This is a genomic window from Cyanobacteria bacterium FACHB-DQ100 (genome assembly GCA_014695195.1).
GTDB lineage: Bacteria > Cyanobacteriota > Cyanobacteriia > Leptolyngbyales > Leptolyngbyaceae > Leptolyngbya.
The window spans coordinates 83,055-96,293 of sequence record JACJNW010000006.1 but is presented as its reverse complement, the minus strand read 5'-3'; the positions used below and the strand labels follow the sequence as shown (position 1 = coordinate 96,293).

General features: G+C 47.8%; 11 protein-coding genes and 1 tRNA gene. 4 read left to right on the top strand and 8 right to left on the bottom strand.

Annotated features, from left to right (window positions below):
• Positions 1 to 144: 144 nt before the first annotated feature.
• From H6F51_01075 to H6F51_01065, 3 genes are all read left to right on the top strand, one after another.
• Entirely contained in the window at positions 145 to 348 is a 204-nt protein-coding gene (locus H6F51_01075; GenBank protein ID MBD1821114.1) for a hypothetical protein, read from the top strand.
• Positions 349 to 601: 253 nt separating this feature from the next.
• Positions 602 to 1,600 carry a hypothetical protein gene (locus tag H6F51_01070; GenBank protein MBD1821113.1) on the top strand — a complete coding sequence of 333 codons (999 nt, stop codon included), beginning with the start codon at positions 602 to 604 and terminating at the stop codon, positions 1,598 to 1,600.
• A complete protein-coding gene (locus tag H6F51_01065) occupies positions 1,597 to 1,842 on the top strand; it encodes a hypothetical protein (protein ID MBD1821112.1) in 246 nt (81 codons plus the stop codon). Before H6F51_01070 ends, H6F51_01065 begins: the two co-directional genes overlap by 4 nt.
• Here the strand turns inward: H6F51_01065 and H6F51_01060 are convergent.
• The 8 genes from H6F51_01060 to H6F51_01025 all read right to left on the bottom strand — a co-directional run bounded on the left by H6F51_01060 (position 1,805) and on the right by H6F51_01025 (position 10,120).
• Positions 1,805 to 2,947 (bottom strand): integrase, encoded by a 1,143-nt coding sequence (locus H6F51_01060; GenBank protein MBD1821111.1) that lies wholly within the window; start codon positions 2,945 to 2,947, stop codon positions 1,805 to 1,807. The genes H6F51_01065 and H6F51_01060 overlap by 38 nt on opposite strands.
• A gap of 134 nt (positions 2,948 to 3,081) precedes the next feature.
• A tRNA-Cys gene (locus H6F51_01055) sits at positions 3,082 to 3,152 on the bottom strand.
• A 22-nt stretch (positions 3,153 to 3,174) separates the two neighbouring features.
• Entirely contained in the window at positions 3,175 to 3,810 is a 636-nt protein-coding gene (upp, locus tag H6F51_01050) for a uracil phosphoribosyltransferase (GenBank protein ID MBD1821110.1), read from the bottom strand.
• A gap of 2 nt (positions 3,811 to 3,812) precedes the next feature.
• On the bottom strand, positions 3,813 to 5,021 hold the full coding sequence (locus tag H6F51_01045; GenBank protein MBD1821109.1) for a URC4/urg3 family protein: 1,209 nt from the start codon (positions 5,019 to 5,021) through the stop codon (positions 3,813 to 3,815).
• A complete protein-coding gene (locus H6F51_01040) occupies positions 5,014 to 6,288 on the bottom strand; it encodes a GTP cyclohydrolase II (GenBank protein MBD1821108.1) in 1,275 nt (424 codons plus the stop codon). The genes H6F51_01045 and H6F51_01040 overlap by 8 nt, the downstream gene beginning before the upstream one ends.
• A 112-nt stretch (positions 6,289 to 6,400) precedes the next feature.
• On the bottom strand, positions 6,401 to 7,741 hold the full coding sequence (locus tag H6F51_01035) for an oligosaccharide flippase family protein (protein MBD1821107.1): 1,341 nt from the start codon (positions 7,739 to 7,741) through the stop codon (positions 6,401 to 6,403).
• A 33-nt stretch (positions 7,742 to 7,774) separates the two neighbouring features.
• Positions 7,775 to 8,248 carry a CRR6 family NdhI maturation factor gene (locus tag H6F51_01030; protein ID MBD1821106.1) on the bottom strand — a complete coding sequence of 158 codons (474 nt, stop codon included), beginning with the start codon at positions 8,246 to 8,248 and terminating at the stop codon, positions 7,775 to 7,777.
• 168 nt (positions 8,249 to 8,416) lie between these two features.
• The gene (locus tag H6F51_01025; GenBank protein ID MBD1821105.1) at positions 8,417 to 10,120 is read right to left on the bottom strand and encodes a PAS domain-containing protein; all 1,704 of its coding nucleotides are present in this window, start codon (positions 10,118 to 10,120) and stop codon (positions 8,417 to 8,419) included.
• A 195-nt stretch (positions 10,121 to 10,315) separates the two neighbouring features.
• On the opposite strand from H6F51_01025, the gene polA reads away from it, so the two are divergent.
• Positions 10,316 to 13,234 carry a DNA polymerase I gene (gene polA / locus H6F51_01020; protein MBD1821104.1) on the top strand — a complete coding sequence of 973 codons (2,919 nt, stop codon included), beginning with the start codon at positions 10,316 to 10,318 and terminating at the stop codon, positions 13,232 to 13,234.
• Positions 13,235 to 13,239: the final 5 nt, after the last annotated feature.

Sequence of the window (13,239 nt, the reverse complement as noted above, 5' to 3'; positions counted from 1 at the left end):
TGAATGTTAACTGGTCATTATCTGAGCAGTTGCTGAGCGCTCTTTCATGTAATTCTGTGGCACCATAAATTTCACAGGGCGAATGATGAGACAACTTTCAGCAGCCCTTCAAGACTCATCTTGTTGACTGTGAAAGGTATACATATGGCACCACCGCTACTTGAGGAAACTCCGCTCAACAAGCTAGTTCCGACCAGAATTGACTTGAATACCTACGAGGACTTGCTGCTAGTCGTGAAACATAAACGAATCACTCAGGCTCAGGTTATTCGGCAGGCGATTCGGCTCTATCTGAAGCAGGAATTGGCTACCCTGAGACCAACCATTGGCTCTTCAAATGCTTGTTGACATCGCCACCGAAAATCTTTTGTTCCTCCTTCCCTCATCAGCCACTCTGCCCATCAGGCGAAGTGATGAACGGAGGTCGCGCATAGATTCAAGCCAAAGGGCACTCTGCACGTCACCCTGCTTCTGGGAGAATGTGAAGTTGTTAAGCGTTTAGCTTTGCAACTACTTACCTCATAAGCTCTGAGTCTTCAAAAACTCAGTTTAGTTGTGCTGCTTTAGGTAGCACAACACTCAGCTGCGAAGTAGCAGCTTCATGGATGAACAAGCCCCACCTTTTGATGACGAGTGGGGCATGCAAAATTTACCTGATCGTATTATGACAGATTCAATCGCTTATCCCCAAGCATCGGGGATAAAAAACTCTTCGTCAACGTTTGTGCAAATTCCGATCGAGCTGATCCGGTATATTCGCGCTCTCAAGTTGACAGGAACGCAGTATGCCCTTTGGTTATACCTCTGGGAGCACGATCCTTACGGTGATCGCTGGGTAAATATTCCACCACCTGCGAAAATCGCTGTCTACTTGGGAGTTGACACTCGAACAATTCAACGAGCGGCTCGCAGGCTGATGGATTGTGAACTGTTTGATTTCGAGATTGACCAATGGAAGTGCCGTAATACGACAGTTTCAGTAAAGGTACGCGATCGGGGCACGGGAAGAACTATTCGTGCTCAGGCAAAAAGATCCCAATGCCGACAAAAAGATCCCAATGCCGACAAAAAGATCCCAATGGTGTCATTTGGATCAGAAGATCCAACAGAGAAGCCAGAACTACCAGTAGGCAAGAGTTCTCCTTCCCCTCATACTCCTCATACTGATCCAGACTCTCTCATAGTCACGAGAAAGAGAGACCTTGAACTGCTAAAAGACAGCCAATTCTTCTTGTCCTCAGGAGAAATTTCGTCATCTTATCGAGAATGGTTGCTCAATCGAGCTCGTGAATTACCACAATACCCTGCTCTAATTGAGCAGTGGCTTGAAGCGCAATCAAAGGTTGAGGCAAATCAGAAGGATTTTCTGAAATACTTAGAGGCTAGAAAGATGGCAAATGTTCTGCTGCCTGCCCCAGACCGCTTTCAACTTGAGACTTCCTGCTCGGCGGCAATTCGTAATGGTGATCGAGAATTTGCGCGATATAAGTTGCAGGAGCTTTGGGACAACGGTTGGATAGATCTCCTGAAAGAGCTGTTTGAGGAACATCAAGATTGGGGCTTTGTTGTAAGCAGCAATGGCGTGGAGGAGATGCAATGAGAGCTAAAAAGTCAAAATTCAAGCTGCCCAGTAATGCCGAGTTAGTCACAATCGAGCAAGCATCAATGCAATTAGGAAGAGGGTTTAGCCGACGTAGTATTTTACGGCGCATTGATGCAGATGAATGGGTAGAAGGCATTCACTGGATTGATGATCGTAGAGTAGGCTCTACCAAACGCATGATCAAAATTAATTTAACTGCGGTCATGGAACTTCGGGGAATTCCTGCTGCTTACCGTTAATCTTTGGAGGGCGGGGTCGATCACTTCTAGCGATTAAAGCCTCATACGCCCTCTGGTAAGTCTCCCAGTCAATCCAAGCTCTGTAGGTCTCCATATGAACCTTCAAGCTATGACCCATCAGATGTGCAGCCCAATCTGGTGGGATTGAAAACTCAAAACATCGACGGGCATAACTGTGCCGGAGATCATAAGCCCTGAAGGGTATGTCACGTTCGTTGAACTCTTTGCAAATTTTGTTTCCCAGTTTTGCATTATTGTGTTCCTTCTGAAACTTGGGTAACTTAATGTCGTCCAGTTTCCAAACTTCTGCCCATTCAGGGTACAACGGATATGCAAATCGCTCTCCCGTTTTCGTTGGGCTAAGCACCTGAGCTACTGGAAATTTCGCTAAATCGAGGTGGAATACTTCATGAGGGCGCAATCCCCACGTTGCGATGGCACTGAAAACCCAACGCCATGCTTCATTCTCGATTGCGTCTCTCGTCGTTTGGATGATCTCATCAGTTGGCAAGAAACGCGGATTAACGTGTTTCGGAGAGTAGGATCCCTTCAATTTTTCGGAGAAAGCCACTTCTATTCCAGCAAATTCAGCAAGACTAACCAATTTTTCAAAAACTCGTTTCCGTTGTCTGGAGTTAGGCTGGGTGGTAAGGATAACCTCTTTCAGAATTTCCGAATTTAAGAGAGCATCTTTGGGCAATTTATTAAAAACTCTGAGGTAATCAGTCTTCCAAGTAGTTTCAGATTGGGAGTTACGCTCCCGATTGTTCCAGTACTCAGTTTCAAATCGCTCAAGTATCTCTCCAATTAATGGACCTTCACTGTGTTCTGACCTAGAATCACACCATTGTGCCCAGTTAAATTGCTCGGAATCTAACTGAGCACCCAGTAATCGTGCTTTTTTCTTTGCCTGCTCTAAACCTGCTGGCGTAGCACGAACTCCTAGAGAAATTTTTTGTCGATGAGATTTAGTTTGGCCGGATTCGGGCTTAGGGGGGAATGTTCCTCTTAGCCAGAGTCGCCCACCCCGACGCTCGATTGATACTCCTACCCTAGAAGCTTTTAACTGTTCATTTACTCGAGCAATTGACTTGTCAATATCCATCATTTTGTAACCCAAAATGTGACCATTTTGAGTATCACACCCTGCTATTTTCTGCCGAATATTGTCACAATCCGGCATAACTTAACTTAGTTAAAAAGGCTCTAGAACTTGGTTCTAGAGCCTGAAATCCTTGAAGGCGGCACCCAGATTCGAACTGGGGGTGGAGGTTTTGCAGACCTCTGCCTTACCACTTGGCGATGCCGCCAGATTGCATCTCTATTATTATATCACTTTGTACCGAATAAACGATCGCCCGCATCTCCTAATCCCGGAATAATATACCCGTGCTCATCTAATCCCTGATCGATCGCGGCTGCAAAGATCGGCACGTCTGGATGCTGCTCTTGAAAATGAGTAATGCCTTCAGGAGCCGCCAGAATACAGAGGAACTTAATCGATCGCGGATTCGTTTGCTTGAGACGATCGACTGCCGCAATCGCAGAATTACCCGTTGCCATCATCGGATCAACGACGAGCATATCGCGCTCTTCAGTATCGTCCGGGACTTTGAAATAGTATTCGATCGGCACTAGCGAATTGGGTTCCCGGTAAATACCCACGTGACCAACTCTAGCAGAGGGAATCAACTGCAAGATTCCATCAAGGATGCCTTGCCCGGCACGCATAATTGATACAACAACGAGCTTTTTGTCTGGGGCTAAAACTGGAGCCTCCATTTCTGCCATCGGAGTTTGAATGGTTTCGTAGCGCAAGGGTAGATCCCGCGTGACTTCATAGGCGAGTAACAGACTCAGTTCGGTCATCAGCGATCGGAACTTTGCTGTACTGGTTGATTCTCGCCGCATCAAACTGAGTTTGTGCTGAATCAAAGGATGCTCGATGAGGGTGAGGTTTGCAGCCATAGTTAAAAAACGGTTCCGTCGCTAGAAATTTGAATTGGGGGAGTTCCACCGGGCCGGAGCGATGCGGCGATTTTGCGTCCGGCTGTCCAGGTTCCGCCTTGAAGAACTTTGACGAGAGGAAGCGCATCAGAGGTGAGATCAAGCTTCGTGCGAATGGTGTCGGCGATGCGATCGAGCAAACAAACGGTCAGCGCCCGCCATTCCACGATCAATTCTGAGTCTGGAGAATGCGGAATTTCTGCAAGCTGTAGATTTTTCAGTTGCAGCAGTCCGAGATCAACGCACAAACCACCATTGCGATATTCGGGGAGTCCGGTCATTTGGTCAAGATCAGTAATTGTGATTCCTAGATCCTGCAAGGGTTCAAGCAGGGAGTAGGTGAGCCACTGCGAGAGCTTGTGAAACGGGATTAGTTGGTCTGTGTCTTCACCGGATAAGGCGGAATGATGCCAGACATCGCCTAAATTTGTGCCGTCGATCGACAATCTCCCTGACCAGATGTCACCGAAACCGAGCAGAACCGCATTTAATACCGTCACAGCCGAAAGCTCGCCTTGATGCGTCTGATGCCTCAAATAATCCACTAGATTGCCAGGGCGAGGAGAATCACCAAAGAGATCCGGGAATTGCTCGATCGTATGTCCCAGTTTTCGCAGCAGGTGCGATCGTCCTTCGAGTCCCACTAAAGGATTTTCAGGAGTCACCTGGAAAAAAGCGGCAATCTTTTCCGGGGTAATCTGCTTGAGCCCCTCGGCATCGGTTCGATAGGGTTGGGTCGAGAACGCACCTTGGCAAAAGGCATCGAATGAGGCGATCGCTAATCCCTCGGATCTTGTCCAAGTTTGTTCCGTAGAAGATTCAAGGTATTGCCAGCGATCGCCCGCCCCGGCATCCAGCAAGACACTCGGAACGACTAGATCGAATTTGGCTTTCGCTTGATCGACTGGAGATAAGTTCTTTAACGCCTGTTCAAGCTGCTGCACACGCGGAAAATTGCCGACTTCAAAATGTCGCCAGCGACTGTGAAATGGAACCTGCAAATCGGGGTATTGCTGACGCATCACAGCGATCACATAGTCTGCAACTGCATCAAGCTGCGTCAGATCTAGCTGAAAGTAGGCGAGTTTATCCGCCTGTGCAAGCTCAAACAACTGAGAAGCACGATCGCGGATAGCTTTGGGCGATCGCAAATAGTCCACGAGATTAGTCACTCAGTCCTCGTCCTTTAATCTCAGCTAAGGCTTCTTCGGTGAGAATTTCGCTTTCGGTGTAATATCCGGCGGCTTTTTTCGCCTCGATTTCGACCATTGCATCAGCCGGAATCAGTTCTTCGGGAATCGGAACTCGCGTGACGATCTCGATTCCCGATCGCGTCACCGCATCGTGTTTCATGTCGCTCATAGAAATAAAGCGATCGATGCGAGTAATTCCCAACCAGTGCAGCACATCGGGCATGAGTTCCTGGAAACGCATATCCTGGACACCCGCTACACATTCGGTTCGGGCGAAGTAGGCATCGGCACGATCGCCGCCCTCTTGACGTTTACGCGCGTTGTAAACGAGAAATTTTGTCACTTCACCCAGGGCGCGTCCTTCTTTGCGGAGATAGACGATTACGCCCGCACCGCCTTGCTGAGCGGTTTGTACACACTCTTCAATCCCGTGAACCAGGTAGGGACGACAGGTGCAAATGTCAGAACCAAAGACATCTGAACCGTTGCACTCGTCGTGAACGCGCACCGTTAAGGCACGATTTGGATCAGCGATCGCCTCAGGATCACCGACGATATAAACGGTAATGCCACCGATCGGAGGCAGAAACACTTTGACATCTGGGCGAGTGACGAGTTCGGGGAACATGCCGCCAGTTTGCTCGAATAGCGTGCGGCGGAGAAGACCTTCTTCAACGTTAAGCCGTTTTGCTATTCCGGGCAGATACCACACCGGCTCGATTGCGGCTTTCGTCACGACTAAATCGCCGCCTTTTTTCATAATTTTGCCATCTTCGCGCAACCGACCTTTGGCGATTGCGTCTTGCAGTTCTGGCATATTGATGTGGGCTTTGGTAATCGCGATCGTCGGTTTGATGTCATACCCCTGATCGTACAAATCGCGATACACCTCGCCAACGATCGCACCAAAAGGGTCGATCGACACGATCTTATCTGGATCAGACCAAGCGGGATGAGGATGAAGCAGCGCGGCAGGAGCAGTATTGGTTAGATCAGCGCGATGGTTGGCATCGAGTTTGCCACTGGCAACCGCAAGCGCACGATAAACCGCATAAGAACCGGAATGCGTCCCGATCACGTTCCGATGAGCCGGGGTGGTAAGCGTTCCGATGATGGCACCGCGTTTAATCGGATCAGCTTCGCCCCAGTGAATCGCGATCGACTTCGAGAACTTAGCAGGATGGGAGGTGAGAACGATCGGCTGTGAACGTTTAATCGGTTGTGAACGGTTGGGCTGACTCACCATAGACACTCTCTCGCACCGAATCAGGATTTGAAACCCCGATCGTAGCAAGAGTGTTGATGGATGCATAGTGTCTTAGGTGGCAAACCTCGAAAATTTCTTGTAGATAAATCTTTTAGAAACGACTGAGAAACTTCTGTTGTATAAATTTCAGGTCTTGGTGGGTTAACCACAAGCCGGGTGGCGGCATTTTCAGCACAACAGGGTAGCAAATCCAAACGGAGACGAGCCGAATCATTGTTGAACCCAGCAGCGCTAAACCCATTCCTAACAATCCAAACATCGGAGTGAGGATCAAAATCAAGGGAGCGCCCAACATCAAGCCAATGCCTTGAATCAGGGTGACGATTCCCGGCCGATCGGTTGCCATGAATGCTTGTGAAAGAATGATTGCGGTGCCACCGAGAACCGTTTCGATCGCTAACACCCGAAAGATGGGAATCGCTGCCAGATAAGCCTCTCCGTACAGTAAGTGCAGCACACCTGGAGCCAAAGCCATCATCGAAATTGCCATCAAAATCGCCAACATTCCGCTAATTCTGGCGGCTCTACTTGTCAGTTCAACCACTTCTGAAACGGGACGGGCTGCCGCTTTGGGAAATAGCACCGTTACAAAAGAACTTTGCACCACATACAGCAATTGACACAGACTAAACGCGATCGCATACAGCCCCATTGCGGCAGGAGCCAGGACACTAATCGCTAGCACTTGCTGAATTTGTCCTGCCAACGCGCTGATCAAATCAATCCCATACGCCCGAAAACCATAGTGCACTAATCGCTGAATCGAGTGCTGAATCTGCGTAAAGCGAATCGTAAAAAATCGCTTCGCACAGGCAATCATCCAAACCAGCATTGGGATTCCGGGGAGCCAGTAGGACAGAACAGCGGTGAAGGGCGTGAGTTGTTTTGTCACCGCCAAAACAATCAGCAGTGCCAAGGTACTCAGCGGGGGAAGATAGCGAATTTGATTGGCGATCGCAAATTCATCGCTAGCTTCCATTGCCGATCGCAGCACTTCCGTAAATACTACCAGCGGCACCGCTACCATAAGTCCTTGGGACAAGTGAATCGCTTCGGATGGATATTTTTGCATCAAAAACGGAATCGTGATGACTCCAATGACACCGCTAAAAACGCTAATAAACATGCCCAAGAAAACCGCAGCAGAAAAGGTTTGCGATCGCTCTTGAGGATATCGCTTCAAGGTATATAACAATGCACTGGGTAATCCAAGCGACAATGAATAAGCAAAGAACTGGGGCCAAATCGCCATTGCCGCTTGCTCTCCCCGTCCCGCAGGGCCTAAGATGCGGGCAGTAATGGTTCCTGTTGCAATATTCACGACAATGATCAATGCACGAGCCGCCAGCGTTTGAACGATCGCGGCTGTACCATCCCGTCCGCGCAGAGACCTAGTTCCACGCTGTACCCAAGTCGAAATTAAGTTTCTCATGCACTCGCTTTTTGTCGGGACGCACCGACCATCTTAGCGTTGTTCCAACAAGGCGAAAAAGCCATCGTCTAATTCATATCCGAGCGTTTTGGTCATCGACTTGAGGCGCGATCGCGATTCAATCTGCTGCTGTTCGAGCCAGTTCATCAGCACAAAAGTTTTGCTCATGACGAAGATTTCCAGCGCTTCGGGGTTGTACTCGATGCCATCGGGCCGCATTTCGTGGGGAACTAACATTGCCGCATATCGCCCTAGCTCTTTCTGCGACCAGTCGAGCAGAAACGGCAACCATGGATACATGGCATCCAGTCCAATGAACCACAGTCGCACTTCTGGCACCTCGGATAATTCGCGAGGATCTCCGGGTTCAAGGGGGTAATCAATTTTGAATTGCAGTTTTTGTTCGTATTGCCGGATGTCGGATTTGAGCGGTTCGATCGCCGCGATCGCGGGTGTGAGATCGACCGCGTTGATCTGGTCTGCATGGAGATGAATCACAATTGACATAAAAATTTCTGCCGCTACACGCCTTTTATCTTCTAATGATTTGCGATCGTTTGTGCTAAATGATGATCGATCAATTGTACTGATTGCGCTTCAAGGCATTGAAGCGAGGCACAGAAGTTGCGCTGTGAGAATTACGATCGCGCTTGTAAAACGTTTTATCCATTGTGTTTAATTCAACTGGGTACATGGAATCTCAATCACAAACTCTGTACCTCGACCAAGCTGAGAATTGCAGAAAAGCGATCCTTGATGCCGTTCAGTGATCACCTGATAACTAATTGCAAGTCCCATTCCTGTTCCAACTCCGACAGGCTTAGTTGTAAAAAAGGGATCGAAAATGCGCTTCGAGGTTTCTTGAGACATCCCCGCTCCGGTGTCTGCCACGCGAATTCTGACCGAGTGAGCCTCTATAGCTTCTGTTGTAACGGTTAAAGTGATCGGATTGGTGCTATCTTGCTGAAAAGCTTCCTCGATCGCGTCGATCGCATTCGTAAACAAATTCATAAACACCTGATTGAGCTGACCTGCATAGCATTCCACCAGAGGCAAGACACCGTATTGCTTCACAACATTAATCGCAGGGCGGCGATTATCTGCTCTTAACCGATGCTGCAAAATCATCAATGTACTTTCGATGCCAAAATGCAGATCGACCTGTTTGAACTCCGCTTCATCCAGCCGCGAGAAGGTGCGGAGTGATAAAACAATCCCTCGAATCCGCTCTGCTCCGTTTTCCATCGAGGTTAGGAGCTTCGGTAAATCGGTGGTGAGAAAGTCTAAATCGATCGCCTCGATCTCAGCTTGAATTACAGAGGGTGGTTGGGGATAGCATTGTTGATACAGTTCAATCAGGTGTAGTAAATCGTGGATGTACTCTTGGGCAGGTTTAAGATTGCTATAGATAAAGCTGACTGGATTGTTAATTTCATGCGCCACACCTGCGACCAGTTGACCTAGCGATGACATCTTTTCACTCTGAATTAACTGGGTCTGCGCCCGTTGTAGATCATGTAACGCACGTTCAAGAGACTCTGTTTTGTAGCGAAGCTGTTCTTCGGCTTGCTTACGCTCTGTAATGTCTTCATAGGTTCCCAAAATCCCGATGACTTCACCTGCATCATTTCGCAGTGGGATTTTACTGGTGTCTGTCCAAAATGATTCCCCATCAATTTGAGGATGTGCTTCGATCAGGTGCAATTGTGGCATTCCACTACTGAGCACTTCAGCATCACAAGCTCGAAATAGCTCAATCTGCTCCAGTGCCCAGGGCAAATCATAGTCCGTTTTGCCAACAATCTCGCTAGGGTCATGGAGTCCGGCGACGATCGCAAACGATTTATTACACCCCAAGTAAACTGAGTTTAAGTCTTTCCAAAAGATTAACTGTGGCGTATTGTTAATCACAGTTTGTAGGAGTTGTGTCGCTTCTTGATGTTTCTGCTCTAAGCGCTGTCGCTCCGTCTCTAGATAGATGCGCTCAGTAATATCATTCTGTATGCCAATGAATTGTATTACCTGTCCTTCTGCATCAAAGATTGGAGAAATTGTGAGTTCGTTACAGAACAGTGTGCCGTCTTTGCGGTAATTCCGTAGGATGACTGTGCAGCTTGTACAGTTGCGTAAAGCTTGCTTAATCTCGTTCAGTGCAGGTTGTTTACGATCGTGTCCCTGCAAAAAACGACAATTTCGTCCAATAGCCTCAGCAGCAGTGTATCCAGTCATGCGTTCAAACGCTGCATTGACAAAAATTGTAGGATAATCAGGCTGGTGTGCATCTACAATTACAATGCCGACCGGAGTTGCTGCGATTGCTTGCTGCCAGTTGATAGAGGCTAGAGACGCAAAAGACTGAGAAGCGATCGGAAGATCCATAACAAGAGATGCAGATGGGGTCTAAAATATTTTGCCCTTCGCCTGGAAGTAAAGATACAAAGCTTTTTCGCCATAAGAAAAAAATTAGGGCTTAGATTTAGTCTATCCGGCGCGAGAGTCAACTTTAAGTCAGAGATTTAGTCTTCATTAGATCGTTACAATGGAATCTGTCTTCTTTTTTAAACGATCGAGATTTTGAGCGCTACTCATTCCCCCAAAATTGTTCTTGTAGACGGTCATTCGCTGGCATTTCGCGCCTACTTTGCTTTTGCCAAAGGTCGCGATGGTGGTTTACGCACCTCGACTGGAATTCCAACCAGCGTTTCTTACGGTTTTCTCAAAGCGCTGCTTGAAACTGTAGAAGCTGAGAAACCAGATTATCTGGCGATCGCGTTTGATCTCGGTGGTGCAACTTACCGCCACGAAGCCGATGAAACCTACAAAGCAGGTCGCCCTGAAACGCCAGAAGATTTCATGCCTGACTTGAATAATCTTCAGGAGCTTCTCAAGGCGATGAATTTGCCGATTGTGGTCGCTCAGGGTTATGAAGCGGATGATGTGATTGGGACGCTGGCGCGAAAAGCTAGTCAAGAAGGCTTTGCGGTACGAATTTTGAGCGGCGATCGTGATTTATTTCAATTGGTAGATGCAGACGGGAAGATTAAAGTGCTGTACATGAGTACAACCTACGGCAGAGGTGCGCCACCGCCTAAAGAATTTGGTGTAGAGCAGGTTAAAGAAAAGCTAGGAGTGCTGCCGTCTCAAGTGGTTGATTTCAAAGCGCTGTGCGGCGACCCATCTGATAATATTCCAGGCGTGAAAGGGATTGGTGAGAAAACAGCAGTTCAGTTATTAAGCGCGTATGGATCGCTAGAAAAGGTCTATGAATCGATCGACGAGATCAAAGGTGCAGTTAAAAAGAAACTAGAAACAGGAATCGAAGATGCACGCCATTCACAATGGATGGCACAAATTCATTTAGACGTTCCATTAGCGGTCGATCTACAGTCTTGTAAACTCCAAGGATTCGACGAAGATACGCTGAAACCCATGATCGAGCGATTAGAGTTTAAATCGTTCTACAACAAAATCCAGAAGTGGAAAGACCAACTGAGCGGTGAGACAGAACTAACAGAAACCGAAGGCTCAAAACAAGCCGCGCTCGAATCAGGAACACCGATCGTTCCTCAATATGCAGATGATGACCTATGGTTCTTCAGCGCCGAAGAAACCGAAAGTGCGGAAAAATTTGAGGTCGTGTCGATCGCACCACAAATTATTGATACCCAAGCTAAGCTCGATGCACTGGTCAAACGCCTCAAAACTCATACGAGTGAGAAGTTTCCGGTCGCGTGGGACACTGAAACTAGCGACCTTGATCCGATCAAAGCTGATTTAGTGGGAATTGGTTGTTGTTGGGGTTCGGAATCTGATGCAATGGCTTACATTCCGATCGGTCATACTTCGGGAACGAATCTCGATCGTGCGATCGCGCTTGAAACCCTGCGCCCGATTCTCGAAGATGTTAAATATCCAAAAGCGTTTCAGAATGCGAAGTTCGATCGCTTAGTCTTCCGCTTCCAAGGCGTTGAGTTAGCAGGCGTTGTGTTCGATACAATGCTGGCAAGCTATGTTCTCAACCCTGAGGCCAGTCATAAACTCAGCGATATGAGCTATCGCTACTTAGGCATTCAGGCTCAAGAGTATGGAGATCTAGTTCCCAGAGGAAAGCATATTGGTGAAGTTGACATCTCTGCAGTTGCTCATTACTGCGGAATGGATGTTTATGGAACATACAATTTAGTTCCAAAACTACGATCGGAACTTCATGAACTCCCGAAACTTCATGATCTGCTGATTGAGATCGAACAACCGCTTGAACCTGTGTTAGCTGAGATGGAAGCAACCGGGGTGAGAATCGATCGCAACTATCTCGAAGCATTCTCGAAAACGCTGAAAGAAGACTTAGACCGCATCGAACTAGAAGCTTACGAAGCAGCAGGCGAAAAGTTTAGTCTGGGTTCTCCTAAACAATTGAGTGAACTATTGTTTGAGAAATTGGGACTCGATAAGAAGAAATCCCGCAAGATTAAAACTGGATATTCAACAGATGCAGCTACTTTAGAGAAACTGCAAGGCGACCATCCGGTGGTTGATGCGATCGTGGAACATCGAACCTTGACGAAGTTGAAATCAACCTATGTTGATGCGCTACCAACTCTAATCAATCCGAAGACCGATCGTGTGCATACCGACTTTAACCAAGCAGTTACTTCTACAGGTCGGCTCTCTTCGTCTAACCCCAACCTCCAAAACATTCCAATTCGGACTGCCTTTAGCCGCCAAATCCGTAAAGCCTTTATTCCCGAAGAAGGGTGGCTCATGGTTGCGGCTGACTATTCGCAAATTGAACTGCGAATCTTAGCACACTTGAGTCAAGAACCTGTTCTACTCGAAACCTACCGTAACAACGAGGATGTTCACTCGCTCACGGCTCGATTGTTGTTGGAAAAAGATGACATCTCCTCTGAAGAACGACGACTGGGAAAAATCATTAACTTCGGTGTGATTTATGGCATGGGCGCACAGCGATTTGCGCGAGAATCGGGAGTTACTTCGGCTCAGGCACGCACCTTTATCGATCGCTTTAACAGTCGATATGCTCGCGTTTTCGAGTACCTCCAGCAAATGCAGCGAGAAGCAATCGCCAATGGTTATGTCGAAACCATCAAAGGACGACGACGCTACTTCAATTTCTCATCCGATTCGGTGCGAAAACTTCGAGGCAAATCACCCGATGACATTCAACTCGATAAACTGAAGCTGCGCGACCAGTTCGAGGCGCAAGCTCTTCGAGCCGCAGCTAACGCGCCGATTCAGGGTTCTAGTGCAGACATCATCAAGATTGCAATGTCTCAGTTGCACGAAGTTCTGAAAGCTTATCCTGCAAATCTGTTGCTGCAAGTGCATGATGAATTGGTGTTTGAAGTTGAGCCTGATGCTTGGGAAGAGTTGCAGCCCAAGATTAAGCGAGTTATGGAGAACGCCGTTTCTCTGAGTGTGCCGCTAGTTGTAGATATTCGTGCTGGCAACAATTGGATGGATACAAAATAATTCAG